Here is a 16,381-nt window from a genome sequence, read left to right as displayed (position 1 = left end):
TTTATCCCACTGATTATTAGCCCTCACCAATCGGGCTTTTGCGGGATAAGTTAATAATTCACGTTTATTTTTTTACAACAATAAAAAAACCCTCTTTAAATGCTTAAAAGAGGGTTTCATATTAAGTAAAAGATTCGGCAAGAACTGGTGATTTAATAGGTATATGATTCGGCTCTGCATGATTTTCTGCCAAAATTGTATCCACAATATGACCAGCTGGCTCAGGACGATAAATACTTTTCATTGCTTCTTTCATCTGAAGAAGCTTCATATCATCTTGTAATAACGCCTCTGTTTTTGCAAAAACTTCACTATCATCACGAATTACAACTGCAGCCCCTTTTTTTTCAAAATACAACGCATTTTCATTCTCTTGTCCTGGGACAGGTTTATATAAAATGACAGGTACTTGTAATGCTGCTGCTTCGCTTAATGTAATACCACCTGGCTTCGTAATCATACAAGAAGTAACACGGAACAATTCATCAATGTTTTCAACATAACCAAATACTTTTAAAGCATCAGAACTTTGTTCCTGTAGTTCCATTAAATCCTGCTTTAAAGCTTCGTTTTTCCCACAAACGACAACTACTTGTAAGTTTGGTACTGACATAAATGACTGGCATAGCTCTTTTACACTCCCTAGCACACCATGAGCACCTGCTACAATTAGTAACATCTTTTTATCCTTACATAACTGATATTTATTATATATAATTGCTGGATTTATCTTTAGCTCAAAACTGCTACGAATCGGAATCCCTGTTTCAACAATTTGTTCTGCAGGTACACCGATATCAACCATCACCTTTTTCACATGATCGGTTGCTACAAAATAACGATCTACTTCTCGATGGATCCATATTTTATGCACGCAAAAATCCGTTAATACGTTATAAACAGGAATAGAAATACCTATTTGCTTTTTCAATTCTGGTACAGCGATGATTGGAAAGGTATTAATAACAATATCCGGTTTCTCCACCTGTAATAGCGTCTTCAAACGCTTTCTCCCAAAATTCGCATACCAAGATGCTATTTTTTTATCATAAATTTTCTCTACACCATAATAAAACAAACGATATAATTCTTTTCCTACCGTATAGCTTTTTAAATATAAATATTTTGTAATATCGGTTATAACTGGATGTGATTCTCCAAACAAGTCGCATACAATTACATCTTCGATTCCTTTTTGGCGAAATGTTTGTTCTAATGTTTTTGCCACTTGCACATGACCGTTACCGTAATGTGCAGTTAATATTAAAACCTTGGGGTTTTTTATCAAACAAATCCACTCCTAGCTTTTTGTTTCTCCATATTGCATATACGACAATAGGAAAAACATTTTCCTTAAAAACTACATACTCGGATTCTAATACTTTCCTGTTAGCTATGTATCTGTCGTGGATATGCAAAGCATATAAGATTGACCCCTTAATCCTATCTGTGCTCATATCTTTACATTATACTTTCCTATAAGAGCTTTCGCAATAACTTACAAATGTTCTATATTCCATAATACTCACTCTTTTACTTCTTAATTCTTTTTACTATTTTGATTTCCCTTTACAATTATGTAAATTTCTCCGCTTATTCTTTACAAAAATATGGATATTCCCTTTTCAGTATACTCTTTTCTAAATATATACTCTAGATTTTATTATGAAGAAACAAAAAGCCTAACCAAATGTTTAGGTTAGACTGCTTGTAAAATATGTTTTGCATGTTCAACATTTTCTTCTGTCGGTGGATTCACATCCGCAAGTGGATACTTATGTCCAAGTGCCTCCCATTTATAAACACCGAGCTTATGATATGGCAGCACTTCCACTTTCTTAACATTAGATAGACTTTGAATAAAGTTTGATAATTTTTGCAAATCCTCTTCACCATCGGTAACACCGGGAACCAATACATGTCTTACCCAAATTGGTTTCTTTCTATCCGATAAATAACGAGCAAATTGTAAAATGTGTTCATTTGGTTTCCCTGTTAATTTACGATGTTTCTTTGAATCAATATGCTTCAAATCCAATAAAACTAAATCTGTATACTTCATTAAAATATCTAGCTTATTTTGGAATTCTGGTTCTTCAGAATAACAACCGCCAGAAGAATCGATTGTTGTATGGATACCAGCTTCTTTGCACTTTTTAAACAACTGGGTTAAGAAGTCTAGCTGTAATAGTGGCTCTCCACCGCTAACTGTTATACCGCCTCCAGAAGCTTCAATAAATGGAAGGTAACATGTCACATCCTGCATCACTTCTTCAACTGTTATTTCTTTACCTTTACCGATTTCCCATGTATCAGCATTATGACAATATTGACAACGTAATAAACACCCTTGTGTAAATATGACATAACGAATCCCTGGGCCATCAACAGTACCACAAGACTCTACAGAATGTATTCTTCCTTTTACCATGTTACTTCCTCCTTTATTGAAACAGCCTCCCTCCGCTATATATTAAAAGCGGAGGGACACTTTTTTCACTTACATGCTTTCATGCATTGTACGGTTTATTACATCAATTTGTTGTTCACGAGTTAATTTAATAAAGTTAACAGCGTAACCAGATACACGAATTGTTAATTGTGGATATTTTTCAGGATGCTCCATTGCATCCATTAATGTTTCACGGTTAAATACGTTAATATTTAAGTGGTGTCCTTCTTTTATTGCATATCCATCAAGCATAGATACTAAGTTGCGTACTTGTACATCATCTTCTTTACCAAGTGCTTTTGGAATAATAGAGAATGTATTTGAAATACCATCTTGTGCATCTTCATATGGTAATTTAGCTACAGATAATAATGATGCTAATGCACCTTTTGTATCACGGCCATGCATTGGGTTTGCGCCCGGTGCAAATGGTTCTCCAGTACGACGTCCATCTGGAGTGTTACCAGTTTTCTTACCGTATACAACGTTAGATGTGATTGTTAAGATTGACATTGTATGAACAGAATTACGGTATGTTTTATGTTTGCGAATCTTGTTCATAAATGTTTTCACAAGATTTACTGCGATTTCATCTACACGATCATCATTGTTACCGTATTTAGGGAAATCTCCTTCGATTTCAAAATCAACTGCAATACCATTTTCATCACGAATTGGTTTTACTTGTGCATATTTAATTGCACTTAAAGAGTCTGCTACTACAGATAATCCAGCGATACCTGTTGCCATTGTACGAAGAACATTTGTATCGTGAAGTGCCATTTCAATACGTTCATAGCTATATTTATCGTGCATATAGTGAATTACATTTAATGTATTTAAGTATAGACCAGCTAACCATTCCATTGTCATATCGAATTTACGCATAACTTCTTCATAATCTAATACTTCAGAAGTAATTGGTGCGTATTCAGGACCAACTTGTGCTTTTGACTTTTCATCTTTACCACCGTTAACCGCATATAGTAATGCTTTCGCTAAGTTTGCACGTGCTCCGAAGAACTGCATTTGTTTACCAATTCTCATTGCTGATACACAACAAGCAATACCGTAGTCATCACCGTAGTCAGCACGCATAATGTCATCATTTTCGTATTGAATTGCTGATGTTTTAATAGACATTTTTGCACAGTAGTTTTTAAAGTTCTCTGGTAATTGTTTAGACCAAAGAACTGTTAAGTTTGGTTCTGGTGCTGGTCCTAAATTATCTAATGTATGCAAGAAACGGAATGAGTTTTTTGTTACTAACGGACGACCGTCTAACGCCATACCACCGATAGATTCAGTTACCCAAGTTGGGTCTCCAGAGAATAGTTCATTATAATCAGGTGTTCTTGCAAATTTCACAAGACGTAATTTCATAATGAAATGGTCAACAATTTCTTGTGCTTTTTCTTCTGTTAAAGTACCATTTGCTAAATCTCTTTCAATGTAAACATCTAAGAATGTAGAGGTACGTCCAAGGCTCATTGCTGCCCCGTTTTGCTCTTTAATTGCTGCAAGATAAGCAAAGTATAACCATTGGAAGGCCTCTTGTGCATTTGTAGCTGGCTTAGAAATATCGAATCCATGAGAGGCAGCCATCTGTTTTAACTCTTGAAGTGCACGCATTTGCTCAGATAATTCTTCACGTAAACGCATTGTATCTTCGCTCATTACACCGCCAGTTAAATTATAATCAGCTTTTTTCGCTTCAATTAAATGATCTATACCATATAGCGCTACGCGGCGATAGTCACCGATAATACGTCCACGTCCATACGCATCTGGAAGACCAGTAATAACACCTGATTTACGAGCCGCTTTCATTTCTGGTGTGTATGCATCAAATACACCTTGATTATGAGTTTTACGCCAGTCTCTGAAAATCTTGCTAAGTTCTTTATCCATTTCATATCCATACGCTTCACAAGCTTGTTCTGCCATACGAATACCACCATATGGTTGTAAAGAACGTTTAAATGGTTTATCAGTTTGGAAACCGACCACTTTTTCAATATCTTTATTTAAATATCCTGGTTCATGTGATGTAATAGAAGAAACAATTTTTGTATCCATATCAAGAACGCCACCGTTTTCACGTTCCTTTGTTGTTAAATCCATTACTTGATCCCAAAGTTGTTTCGTTGCTTCAGTTGCTTCCGCTAAGAAAGAGTCTTCTCCCTCGTAAACGTTTACATTATTTAAAATGAAATCGCGAACATCAATCTCTGCTTTCCATTTTTCACCTTTAAAGTTTTCCCACGCGCTTTTTACATTTTCTAATACTTGAGTCATCCTAATCTCCTCCATTTTTGATTAGTACAGGACTACGATTTTTTATATAACAGCTTACACACTTAGAATACTACTTTTTTTCGGAAGTGGACGAAATAGTTGTGACATGTTTGTGAAATGTTGAGCAAACTACTACATGCATAGTGTTAACCTCATATAAAACTCTTTAGAATTAACCCTTTCTTTAATTGTATTTTTTTGGTATTCTTATATACGAGTCCTATTTTGTAATATAAGAACGATACCCATTGTAGAGCTGTAATACTCTTATCTCCTAATCTGTTATAGTTTTTATAACAGAGCAAAAAAGTGTACATACGTTGTACACTTTTTTTGTTACCACTATAAAACATCTCTTTTTCTATTTCCATCGTAAAATCCACCACGACTGTTTGTTAATGCAATTAATTGCTCTAATCCTTCTATATGATCACCAATAATTCGAAGGACAGCTGGAGGATGACCTATTTTTGCGAAATGTTCACTGGGACGAATACGGTTCATCTTATCAACATCGACACGACTTACACAAGCGATTTCAAAACCTGAAAGTACAGCTTTCACTTGTGCTACACAAGGTGACAATAATGATTTATACCCTATTTCCTTCAAACAAGTACGACTAAACGCATTAGGTACAGCAATAAGAGAGCCTACTCCTAAATCTTTTCTATCACAAGCTAAATTTAATGCATATTTAAATGCTGTTACAAGATGAAGTGGTACTCTCAAATCTAAATAATGATTTAAATCATTTAATGCGACATCCGTTCCATCTGCAATAGCTTTTGCAAAGGGATATAGCTCACTAGCTGGAATAACAAAATCACCGTCTATAAATAAAACAATTTCTCCTTTTGCAAAATAAGTTCCAAGCGAACGCCCCACATCGTTTCCAAGTGCTTCTTTATACACAATTGTTGTTGCTCCCTTGTCTTTTGCAATTGTTGCCGTTTTATCGGACGAACCATTTACAACAACGATGATTTCAAAAGGTTCAATTTTGCGAAGCTCTTCTATAACGTTTCCAATTGTTTTCTCTTCATTTTGCACAGGAATAATTACCGATAATTGCTCTCCTTTATACAAATTAGATGTAACGCCCCATCCTTGATAAAAATCTTCAAAATTTAGAGTATGATAGACACTCTCTCTTTTCCTATTTCCATCATAATATCCTCCGCGCCCATCGCTGCCTAATATCCGCTCTGCTACAGCTTCTATATGATCACCTATCATTCGTTTTTCAGATTGAGAAAGATCCGTGCCATATGCAGCATGCTCGAATGGACGAAATTTATTTGGCGTAATAACGTCAATTGCACAATGACGACTAATTCTCCATTTACTTTGTGCTAGGCGTAGATGAGCCACAATAGGATTAACAAAACATTCGTCTTCAATACTTTGCACAACTTCCTTCGTCAGCGCATGAGGTACAGATAATAAAGAATCAATTTTTAATTCTTCACGCTCTAACATTGCATTTAATATTTGGCGCCATACTGTCACGGAGTACGGTTTTTGTTTCTTTAAAAATAATGCGTCCAAATTATTTAAAACGATGTCCGCCTGATCATGTAAAATCGGATTAAGGAATAATTGTAATTTTGAAGTTTGAATAGCAAAATCTCCATCTACAAACAGTAATACATCACCTATCGCATGTTTTGCACCAACTGCGCGTCCAACGTCGTTACCAAGTGACTCTTTATGCTGGATTACTGTACATCCTAAGCTCTCAGCAATCGCTTCTGTACCATCATTACAACCATTTGCTACTACAATAATCTCTACTGGATTCAATGGTTTTACCGATTGAACCACATCTGAAATCGTATCCACTTCATTACATACGGGAATAATAACTGATAACGACTTAGCCATTGTTTTCTTCACGAAACCATTTAATAGTTTCTTTCAATCCTTGTTCCCACGTTACTTTCGCTTGAAACTGAACGAGTTCTCTTAATTTCGTTACGTCTGGTCTTCTATTTGGAATCTCTTCAAATCCATGTGGATATACTTCCTCAAATGGAACGTGCACAATTTTGGAAATAGACTTCGTTAACTTTTTTATATCTTCCGCTACTACCCTTATATTTTTTTCATTCTCAGAACCTATATTAATAATTTCACCATTTACCTTCTCATCCATTGCACGAATTGTTGCCTCGACCGCATCACTTACATACGTAAAGCAGCGTGTCTGCTTTCCATCTCCATACACGAGAATATCGTCACCTTGCAAAGCCGCACGAATAAATCGTGGAATTACTCCTGCGTACGGACCATCTTTCGCTCTTGGACCATAAATATTAAAATAACGAACAATCGTTACAGGTAAACCTTCTAATGCGTACCCTAAACATAATGTTTCCTCTAACGTTTTACAAATTGCATAACTCCAACGTATTTTGGAAGTTGCACCGTATAAACGATCTCCTTCTTCAGAGAATGGCGGCTCTCCCTTTCCATATACTTCAGAAGTAGATGCAAATACTACTTTCTTCTTCCCTTTTAACGCTGCTTGTAAAATATTTCTCGTTCCATCGAAATTTGTTTCAATAAGCTCTACACTTTTTTCCATTGTAGTTTTGACTCCCAAAATTGCAGCTAAATGAAACACCACATCATGTTGATTCACTAATTCATAAATTGAATTTTTATCTAAAACGCTTATTGGAATAACCCGGAGCTCTTTCATTAACTCATTATGATATTTATTTTTTCCTTTATAGAAGTTATCCACAATAGTAACTTCATAACCTCTTTTCACCAACTCTTCAGCTAAATGCGAACCAATAAATCCTGCTCCACCTGTAATTAAACATTTTTCACTCATACACTCACCTTCTTTACGATTCCACGTGTATCTATTAATCGCTCAATCCCTTTAAAAAGATTCCAATCGATGCTAGAGTGATCCGTTACAATTAAAATACAATTTGCTTGTTTAATTCTTTGTTCATCTAATGGAACAGATTGATATAGTGTATCTCCAATTTTCGCTGTAGAAATATACGGATCATGATATTCTATCTTGTATCCTTCTTTTATTAATAATTGAATAATTGGCAACGCCGGTGATTCTCTCAAATCATTTACATCTTTCTTATATGCAATCCCTACTATTAAAACCGTTGCGGGTGATTGCACCACACCTTTTACTTTCCCGATTATTTTCGCTGGCATTTCTTCATTAATTACATGTGCTGCCTCAATTAATTGACTAATTGCTCCAGCCTTTCTTATTCTCCATTGAAAATATAAAGGATCTACCGGAATACAGTGTCCTCCTATTCCTGGTCCTGGCCAATACGGAGTAAATCCAAACGGTTTTGTAGATGCCGCTTCAAGCACCTCATAAAAATTAATATTCAAACTTTCACAAAGTATATTTAACTCATTTACTAATGAAATATTAACTAAGCGCTGAATGTTTTCAAATAGCTTACACATCTCCGCTACTTTCGGAGAACTAACTGGAACAACTACATCAAATATAGTGCTATACAAATCCTGTACTTTTTGTTTACACTGCTCGGTTTGTCCACTAATAACTTTTGGAATTGTTTCAACTGAATACTGGCTATTCGCTGGATCAATTCGCTCTGGAGAATACCCAATATAATAATCTTCTCCTACCTTTTTACCTGTTTGAGAAATAATAGGAATGATAACTTCCTCCAGTGTACCTGGATATGTGGAGCTTTCAAAAATGAAGGTTTGTCCTTCTTGAAGGTGTTGTTGTATATAATGGGAGGCTGAAACGAGTGCACTTAAATCGGGTTCTTTATTCTCATTAATTGGCGTAGGCACAGTCACAATAACATACTCACTATTTTGGAACTCCGCAAAACCTTTATCTGGTGTATTTACTATTAATTTTCTCTCGTTCAATAAATTTTGTAATACGTTAGAAGAAACATCAGGAATATAACTTTCTCCTTTAATTATTGATTCTATCTTCCTATTATCTTTATCTAATCCAAGTACAGCATGTCCTCTTTCTGCAAAAAGGACCGCTAAAGGAAGGCCAACATATCCTAATCCAATAATGGTTACTTTACTACTAGCATTCATCTATATTCTCTTCTTCCCTTCTCAGTTGTAGTATTATATCTCTATCCCTTTCTCCGTCTGTAAAACTCCCGCGCCCATTCGTATGTTGTAATAAATAAGCAATCGCCTCAAGCTGATCACCGAAAATACGATCGAATGCAGGAATTCTTCCATTTACAAACCCATGTTGCTCTGGACGTACTCGATTTGTTTTTATAACATCTACAAATTCCACTGCTGTAATAGAGCATTCTTCTAAAATAGCTTTCATTTGAGCTAATGGTGGGATGATAAGGGAATCATATCCAATTTTCTCTATTACCTTTTTATGCATAGCATGTGGCACTGCCGTTAATGAGTTGTTCCATAAATCTGGTCGTTTCGCTACCAAATTCACGAAATATTTCCCCATACTAATTGGATCTGCCGGGTGAAACATATCTAACAAACATTGCAAATCATTTAACGCCACATCATTTCCGTCTTCAATAGCATGCAAAAATGGAATTAGCTTTTTTGCCGGAATAGCAAAATCACCATCAACAAATAAACAAATATCTGCCGTAGCATGCATAGCCCCTATCGCTCGTGCTACATTATGTCCAAGTGCCTTCTCGAATTCAACTACAATAACATTCTCTAGCTTTGCTTGTTTAATTGTCTCGGCATCTGCTCCATTCGCAACAACTATAATTTCATCTACACCTGCCTTTTTCACTTCCTGTATGACAGATCTTATAGTCATTTTTTCTTCTGATACGGGTATAATAGCACTGTATTTCGCTTTTTCCTTTTGTAATAAAACTGGTTTATACTTCCCTATAAACTCTCTATCCCTGTTTCCCTCCGAAAAACCGCCACGTTTACCATATGTTTCGATTACGTATTGCAAAGCACACAAATGATCACCCATAATACGACTAGTCGCCTTCGGATAAGGAGAACCAGGTGATGTACCCGTATGCACAGGACGAACCTTATTCGTGTGAATTACATCGACCGAAGCCATATCGGCAATATCTACTCCTCTAGACATCGCCATCGCTTGAAATAGTGCTGGATCTGCTAAATTCCACCACCCAAGATTCTCAATAACATCCCGATTCATCGCATGTGGAATTGCGATTAAAGAATCAACAACAAGCTCTTTTTTATTCAAATAACGATTCAACATGAATTTTCCAACTGTCGTATAGTGTGGTCTCATCTTTAAATAAACAGACCATGTTAAATTATTCACAACAATTTGATGCCCTTGCTGAACTCCTTTCACGAAACTTTGTAGCTCTTTACTCTCAATAACGATGTCACCATCTAAAAACAATACAATTTCACCTTTTGCTTCTCTAGCTCCAATTGCCCTTCCTACATCATTACCAAGAGAATGTTTATAATAAATTACATGGCAACTATGCTGTAATGCGACTTCATTCGTTCCATCTGTCGATCCATTATCTACTACAATAATTTCATACGGCTTCAGCTTCTCCACTTCTACTAAAACTTGTGATAAAGTACTTGCTTCATTATGCGCTGGAATAACAACTGATATTCTCATACTTGTATCACTCTTACCCTTCCAAGCGAACATAAGCAATAATAGGAATACGCACAAGTACATCTTCAGGTGGTCCATAAGAAGGAGATGTACGAACACTTACTGCCCCGTCCGTAACAGATAAAAGAATACCTGCAACAATTTCAACAGCTGTCACAACTTGCACTAATTCACCAACATGGTTACGCAATTCATCAGTAAATAACATATATAAGTCTCCTTTCTTACACTTCTTTCATTGATATAATACTTGTAAATGGTAATAAAACTTCAGTTCCTATTCCTTCTTGCAGCGTTAAGAAATCGTCACCAACTGCTACAATAACACCTGTTAACTGTCCAACTGTCACAGTAATTTCTACGTTTTTCCCTAAATATTGCTTTGCAATTTCTTTAAAAGGTGATGTATTACATTCTTTTAAAATGTTACAAATAATAGATTGAAATTGACTTGATTCTATAAACTCTTCCGTAGCTTGCTTAGAATTTCTTTGAATAAATCTCGCGAAGTTTTGCGAAAATAAAAGTCGTTCCACAGCAGGCAGTAACTTGTCATCTAAAAAATAACCTAATTGTCTATTAAACAGTCTGGATAATTTGTGCCAATATTTTCTGAACAGACACATACGCTTCTCCTCCTATTATTTTTAAAGTATAAAAATTTATATCCATACATCTTAATTTATACAAATCAGACTTTTTTTGTGATAGGTAAGGCATACATTTTCTAAAAGAAATAATTGTTTCAGGGCATAAAAAAAGATAGATGGTTTCCCATCTATCTCTTTGCTAATCTTTAATTTTTAATTGTCACAATGGCAGCTACGCCGTAATATACCGCTCTTGATAATTCTGCTTGTCCGGATATAGAAGCTGTAACAAGGGATCCACCACTTGCCGAAAAATATTTTGCAGCTTCTAACGGAATACCATCTTCTTTCACATCAATATGTGTTCCATCTTGCCAGTCTATTTTCTGCATTGTTGCTGAAAAGTCCCCAGTCACTTTACCAATTTCCTTACCATTCATCTCTAAAAATATCCATTCCCATTTTGTTAAACTTAGTACTTGTTTCAACTCTCCAATTTTCTTTCCATTTACACTATAAAATATATAGAAGTTACGCACGCCCATCTTCTTTTGAACACGCAGCAATCTTTCTCCCGATTGATTATATAAATAAAATTGTTGCTTATGTAGTCCCTTAAAAAGAAAAGAAAGTGCACCTTTCCATATACTTTGAATAACGGAATTATACTCTTCTTTTAAAAACCCTACTGCACTGCCATCTAATCCAAAGTACGTTATTACTTGAAATACCCCTACCTCTCTACGAACAACGAACTTTTGTTGTTCAAATAATCTAGAGCTCCCTATATTACAATTATCCTGTCTAAGCATTTTTGCTCTTCGTTTTTCTATAAAACTATATATTAGTAATCCAAACGCTGGTAGCAAAATACCTATTAATTTCAGAATTTCTTTATCTGAAGTGAATATTGTTCCTTTTTTATATTCCATAACTAATCCAATTACAACGATAATCCATACAATGATAGCTATAAACAAAGTTCGTTTCGCATTGCGTGCATGATGCTTATGTATACTCATAAACCTCCCCCTTTTCCATTTATTTCATTATCGCACCGCACATATATTTCCTCAATGCAAAAAAGACTATCCAAAAGGACAGTCTTTTACACTTCTATATTTCGTAACATCGTATAAATGTCGTTATTCACTTTACCAAATGATTTAATGTTATTTTGAATGTTAGATAATAAAACCACATATACACTACCATTTTTACTAAAACCATTTAAGCAATTCCAACCTGGCATTACACCGTGATTTGAATAGCTTCCTGGATCTACATACCAGCCAAATCCATAATCCTTTTTCACGGCTGTAAACATTTGATTATAACTCTCTTTTGAAATTAATTTTCCAGAAAAGAGTGCTTCATTAAATAAATATAAATCATGCGCGCTCGTATATATATCACCACAACCATATAGTTGTGACATGCTCGGAATATTAGGTGTTGTCATATTGTTATTCACTATTTTATAACCCGTTGATGGGAATCTTGTTTGTTCCAACGCTGTACCGAAACCAGAATGTTTCATACCCGCAGTCGCAAAAATATGTTGTTTTATATATTCTTCGAGCGACTGTCCACTTACCTTCTCAGCAATGTAAGCAAGTATAGAGTAGTTCGAATCGGAATACTTCCATTTCTCTCCTGGACTCCCGATACGCTTTTGATTTCCTATCCGCTTTATCAGTTCTTCATGAGAAATATCCTCTTTTCCCTGCTCATATTCCGGAATGCCTGATGTATGTGTTAATAGATGTTTTAACTGAATGCTATTACCTTGAGGAAAGTCTGGAATATACTTTGCAACTGTATCCTCTACTTGTAATTTATTTTGATCTTTTAATTGCATAATAGCAGTCGCCACAAATGCTTTTGAAATAGAACCAATATAAAAGGTCGTCTCTGAATTATTCGGCACTTGCTTCTCTTTATTAGCCATGCCGTATCCTTTATTCACAAGAACTTTCCCATTCTTCACAATAACAGCTGTCCCACTAAATCCCATGCTCTGTAAATATTGATCCAATTGAGCGTTTTCATTAATTTCTTGAGGCGGTCCTTCAGTAGGTTTCTCTATAACTTGCGCCTGTTTTATCTGTTCTTCCTGTTCTTTTTGTTTTCTTTGTTTTTCAGCTTCTTGCCTTTTCACTTCTTCTATCTTTTTTATCTCTTCTCGCTTCTTCATTTCTGCTGCTGCTTTTAAAGTTTCTTCTTTTTTATTATGCGCAACAATTTTTGTATACATGAAATATACAAGTGAAAATAGTAGGACGAGAATGATTGTTCTTTTTATGTATACAATCGGACGACGTACTTTCCCATTAACAGTATTTTTTTCCTGATCCATGATTACCTTTTTCCCCTTATTTACCGATAATTTAATTCATCTACACAAGACTTTCTCCAAATCATTTCAGTAGATTATAGACATTCCATTCTATATCATCCCTACTTTATCATGCGCTGAACATATTACCAACCTATATGTATAAAAAAGAAAAAGAAAATTTACAAAAGTAAGATTCCCTTTAAAATTTCAACATAATAAAAGAGGATATCCTGTAAAAGACTGGTGTTATCAATCTTTTTGGATATCCTCTTATCTAACTATTTATACGTGTTTTTTCATATCATCGGCAACAGATTCAACATTTGTACCTACGATAACTTGTACACTTGTGTTACTTAATTTCATAACGCCTTTTGCACCTGCGCGTTTTAATGCTGGTTCATTTACTAAACCTGCATCTTTCACTTGTAAGCGTAAACGCGTTGCACAGTTATCAATAACTGTTAAGTTTTCTTTTCCGCCTAAAGCTGCTACGTAAGTTTCACCAATTGAACCTGCAACTGGTGCATCACCCTCTTCAGCTAACTCATCGTCATCTTCACGACCAGGAGTTTTTAAGTCGAACTTCTTAATTAAGAAGTAGAATACTACGAAGTAAATTGCTGCGTAAATTAAACCGATTCCTGCTAGTAACACTGGTTTTGTTGCAATACCAAAGTTTAAGAAGTAATCAATTGCACCGGCACTAAATGTGAAACCATCGTGAATGCCAAGTGATGTTGTTACGAATAAAGATATACCTGTTAACACGGCATGAATACCATATAATAATGGTGATAAGAACATGAATGAGAATTCAATAGGTTCTGTAATACCAGTTAAGAATGAAGTTAATGCTAGGCCACCTAACATACCTGTAACCATTTTACGTTTTTCTGGTTTAGCAGCTGCAATCATTGCAAAACATGCTGCTGGTAAACCGAACATCATAACTGGGAAGAAACCAGTCATAAACATACCTGCTGTTTTATCCCCTGCAAGGAAGCGAGCGATATCACCATTTACAACATTACCTGCTGCATTTGTAAAGTCACCAAATACGAACCAGAAATATGTGTTCATTACATGGTGTAAACCAATTGGGATTAATAGACGGTTTAATAAACCAAATAGACCTGAACCAACTGCACCTAAATTAACAATTCCATGAGCTAATGCATCGATACCATTTTGAATTGCTGGCCAAATTTGTGCGAATAGAATTCCTAATATTAGCATTACAACCGATGTAACAATCGGAACAAAACGTTTTCCAGCAAAGAAACCTAACCATTCTGGAAGTTTAATTTTATGGAATTTATTATAAAGGAATCCTGCTATAACACCGACAATAATACCACCTAAAACTTTCATATCCACTTTAGTCGATAATTCGGCTGCCTTAGATACTTGTGTCATTGTATCTGCAAGCTTAGATGGATCTACATTTGCGCTATTTCCTATTAAATCTTGGACTTTACCTAATTTATCTTGTAATTCTGCAGTAGAATATCCCTTACTAAGTGCATCAATACTGTTTTTCATAACTAGATAACCAATTGCACCTGCAAGACCTGCTGCACCACTACCATCAACTGAAAGACCGATTGCAATACCAATTGCAAAAATAAGTGCTAAATTATCAAAAACCGCTGCGCCGGCCTGTGCCATAACAGGAATATTAAATACATCTGGTTGCCCTAAACGAAGCAATAATCCTGCTGCTGGTAGTACGGCGATTGGAAGCATTAACGCTTTACCAATACGTTGTAAAAACTGCAACATCTTAATTCCCCCTATCAAATTTATGAAATCGTTATCATTATAAGTACGCTTTAGAAAACGCTTTCTATTACATAACCATAATAACATATAGTTGTATAGATGTGTAGTTTTTATTTCCGAACTTTTTATGGATAAATCTCCTATTTCCAAACTGTTATATAAAAGGAAAATTTTCCTTTTATAACACGGAATAATCGAAACTGAAGACTCACTATAGAACATTCAACTTTCGTTTTATCATTCCACTTTTTCATGTTATTATTTATTTCCGAGCATATCGGGAAAAGTAAACTTAGCTAATTCGAAATAGGAGCGTTGGTACTATGCAGTGCATTGAAACAAACAACTTACAGCAGTTGTTAGAACAAGTAAAACCATATACGAAAAAAGGAAAACTTGCTACTTATATCCCCGAACTAGGAAATGCAAATCCAGATGATCTAGGGATTGCTATTTTTCATAAAGAAACAGAATATATCCATGCTGGTAACTCACAAACACTATTTACTCTTCAAAGTATTTCTAAAGTAATTACACTTGCCCTTGCCCTTTTAGACCGTGGTGAAGAATATGTATTTTCTAAAGTTGGAATGGAACCAACTGGTGACCCATTTAATTCTATTATTAAGCTTGAAACGACAAGTTCTTCCAAGCCTCTTAATCCAATGATTAATGCGGGTGCATTAGCTATTACAAGTATGCTAGCTGGTAATGATAACGAGGAGAAGATGGAACGCATTCTTCAATTTGTGCGTGATATAACAGACAATCCTACTATTAGTTATTCTTCTAAAGTTGCCACTTCTGAATTAGAAACAGCTTACTTAAACCGTTCACTTTGTTACTATATGAAACAAAATGGCATCATCGATAACGATATTGAAGAACTTATGGATTTATATACGCGTCAATGTGCAATTGAGGTTAACTGTATCGATCTAGCACGTATTGGTTTAATCTTTGCAATGGATGGATATGATCCTTATAAAAAGAAACAGATCATCCCTAAACATATTACGAAAATTTGTAAAACATTTATGGTTACTTGCGGGATGTATAATGAATCTGGTGAATTTGCAATTCGTGTTGGAATCCCTGCAAAAAGTGGTGTAGCGGGCGGAATTTTCGGCTGCGTAAAAGGCGAAATGGGAATCGGTATTTTCGGACCAGCTTTAGATGCAAACGGAAATAGTATCGCTGGTTTTAAAATTCTTGAATTACTTTCTGCCCAAGAAGGTTGGAGTATGTTTTAATTTAGAAGTTATCCTGCTATATTGGCAGGATTTTTTATT

Annotated in this window: 14 protein-coding genes; 1 reads left to right on the top strand and 13 read right to left on the bottom strand. The window is 35.3% G+C overall.

Annotated elements, in window-relative coordinates:
- Positions 1-121: 121 nt before the first annotated feature.
- The 13 genes from B5P40_RS24740 to nagE all read right to left on the bottom strand — a co-directional run bounded on the left by B5P40_RS24740 (position 122) and on the right by nagE (position 15,089).
- Positions 122-1,288: a diglucosyl diacylglycerol synthase gene (locus B5P40_RS24740; protein ID WP_002139554.1), complete on the bottom strand. Its 1,167-nt coding sequence runs from the start codon at positions 1,286-1,288 to the stop codon at positions 122-124.
- A gap of 411 nt (positions 1,289-1,699) precedes the next feature.
- On the bottom strand, positions 1,700-2,431 hold the full coding sequence (pflA, locus tag B5P40_RS24735) for a pyruvate formate-lyase-activating protein (protein ID WP_002191852.1): 732 nt from the start codon (positions 2,429-2,431) through the stop codon (positions 1,700-1,702).
- A gap of 69 nt (positions 2,432-2,500) precedes the next feature.
- Entirely contained in the window at positions 2,501-4,750 is a 2,250-nt protein-coding gene (pflB, locus tag B5P40_RS24730) for a formate C-acetyltransferase (RefSeq protein ID WP_002029623.1), read from the bottom strand.
- 152 nt (positions 4,751-4,902) lie between these two features.
- The gene (locus B5P40_RS24725) at positions 4,903-5,121 is read right to left on the bottom strand and encodes a hypothetical protein (RefSeq protein ID WP_002125049.1); all 219 of its coding nucleotides are present in this window, start codon (positions 5,119-5,121) and stop codon (positions 4,903-4,905) included.
- Positions 5,093-6,637: a glycosyltransferase family 2 protein gene (locus tag B5P40_RS24720; RefSeq protein ID WP_113710093.1), complete on the bottom strand. Its 1,545-nt coding sequence runs from the start codon at positions 6,635-6,637 to the stop codon at positions 5,093-5,095. The genes B5P40_RS24725 and B5P40_RS24720 overlap by 29 nt, the downstream gene beginning before the upstream one ends.
- Entirely contained in the window at positions 6,630-7,595 is a 966-nt protein-coding gene (locus B5P40_RS24715) for an NAD-dependent epimerase/dehydratase family protein (RefSeq protein ID WP_002140285.1), read from the bottom strand. Before B5P40_RS24715 ends, B5P40_RS24720 begins: the two co-directional genes overlap by 8 nt.
- Positions 7,592-8,836, bottom strand: coding sequence for a nucleotide sugar dehydrogenase (locus B5P40_RS24710; protein ID WP_002140284.1), 1,245 nt, complete (start codon positions 8,834-8,836; stop codon positions 7,592-7,594). Before B5P40_RS24710 ends, B5P40_RS24715 begins: the two co-directional genes overlap by 4 nt.
- Positions 8,826-10,373: a glycosyltransferase family 2 protein gene (locus B5P40_RS24705; protein ID WP_113710092.1), complete on the bottom strand. Its 1,548-nt coding sequence runs from the start codon at positions 10,371-10,373 to the stop codon at positions 8,826-8,828. The genes B5P40_RS24710 and B5P40_RS24705 overlap by 11 nt, the downstream gene beginning before the upstream one ends.
- Positions 10,374-10,386: 13 nt before the next feature.
- Complete coding sequence (locus tag B5P40_RS24700) at positions 10,387-10,581, bottom strand: LSm family protein (protein WP_002029614.1); 195 nt, start codon at positions 10,579-10,581, stop codon at positions 10,387-10,389.
- Between the two features lie 16 nt (positions 10,582-10,597).
- The gene (locus B5P40_RS24695) at positions 10,598-10,999 is read right to left on the bottom strand and encodes an LSm family protein (protein ID WP_016103463.1); all 402 of its coding nucleotides are present in this window, start codon (positions 10,997-10,999) and stop codon (positions 10,598-10,600) included.
- 170 nt (positions 11,000-11,169) lie between these two features.
- Complete coding sequence (locus B5P40_RS24690; protein WP_002029609.1) at positions 11,170-11,985, bottom strand: hypothetical protein; 816 nt, start codon at positions 11,983-11,985, stop codon at positions 11,170-11,172.
- An 86-nt stretch (positions 11,986-12,071) separates the two neighbouring features.
- Complete coding sequence (locus B5P40_RS24685) at positions 12,072-13,322, bottom strand: serine hydrolase domain-containing protein (protein ID WP_113710091.1); 1,251 nt, start codon at positions 13,320-13,322, stop codon at positions 12,072-12,074.
- Positions 13,323-13,586: 264 nt separating this feature from the next.
- On the bottom strand, positions 13,587-15,089 hold the full coding sequence (nagE, locus tag B5P40_RS24680) for an N-acetylglucosamine-specific PTS transporter subunit IIBC (protein WP_003187209.1): 1,503 nt from the start codon (positions 15,087-15,089) through the stop codon (positions 13,587-13,589).
- Between the two features lie 323 nt (positions 15,090-15,412).
- Here nagE and glsA point away from each other — a divergent pair, with 323 nt between their 5' ends.
- Positions 15,413-16,342 (top strand): glutaminase A, encoded by a 930-nt coding sequence (gene glsA, locus B5P40_RS24670; protein WP_002151698.1) that lies wholly within the window; start codon positions 15,413-15,415, stop codon positions 16,340-16,342.
- Positions 16,343-16,381 lie beyond the last annotated feature (39 nt).

Source organism: Bacillus sp. SRB_8 (genome assembly GCF_003264205.1).
Lineage (GTDB): Bacteria > Bacillota > Bacilli > Bacillales > Bacillaceae_G > Bacillus_A > Bacillus_A mycoides.
Note: the sequence above shows the minus strand (reverse complement) of the source record. Positions and strands in the feature narration are given on the sequence as shown.

Bases quoted from the DNA above. Each gene is read 5' to 3' on its own strand.
- pflA (WP_002191852.1), bottom strand. From the start codon at position 2,431: ATGGTAAAAGGAAGAATACATTCTGTAGAGTCTTGTGGTACTGTTGAT.
- B5P40_RS24710 (WP_002140284.1), bottom strand. From the start codon at position 8,836: ATGAATGCTAGTAGTAAAGTAACCATTATTGGATTAGGATATGTTGGC.
- pflB (WP_002029623.1), bottom strand. From the start codon at position 4,750: ATGACTCAAGTATTAGAAAATGTAAAAAGCGCGTGGGAAAACTTTAAA.
- B5P40_RS24720 (WP_113710093.1), bottom strand. From the start codon at position 6,637: ATGGCTAAGTCGTTATCAGTTATTATTCCCGTATGTAATGAAGTGGAT.
- B5P40_RS24690 (WP_002029609.1), bottom strand. From the start codon at position 11,985: ATGAGTATACATAAGCATCATGCACGCAATGCGAAACGAACTTTGTTT.
- B5P40_RS24725 (WP_002125049.1), bottom strand. From the start codon at position 5,121: ATGGAAATAGAAAAAGAGATGTTTTATAGTGGTAACAAAAAAAGTGTA.
- B5P40_RS24685 (WP_113710091.1), bottom strand. From the start codon at position 13,322: ATGGATCAGGAAAAAAATACTGTTAATGGGAAAGTACGTCGTCCGATT.
- B5P40_RS24700 (WP_002029614.1), bottom strand. From the start codon at position 10,581: ATGTTATTTACTGATGAATTGCGTAACCATGTTGGTGAATTAGTGCAA.
- B5P40_RS24695 (WP_016103463.1), bottom strand. From the start codon at position 10,999: ATGTGTCTGTTCAGAAAATATTGGCACAAATTATCCAGACTGTTTAAT.
- glsA (WP_002151698.1), top strand. From the start codon at position 15,413: ATGCAGTGCATTGAAACAAACAACTTACAGCAGTTGTTAGAACAAGTA.
- B5P40_RS24715 (WP_002140285.1), bottom strand. From the start codon at position 7,595: ATGAGTGAAAAATGTTTAATTACAGGTGGAGCAGGATTTATTGGTTCG.
- nagE (WP_003187209.1), bottom strand. From the start codon at position 15,089: ATGTTGCAGTTTTTACAACGTATTGGTAAAGCGTTAATGCTTCCAATC.
- B5P40_RS24705 (WP_113710092.1), bottom strand. From the start codon at position 10,373: ATGAGAATATCAGTTGTTATTCCAGCGCATAATGAAGCAAGTACTTTA.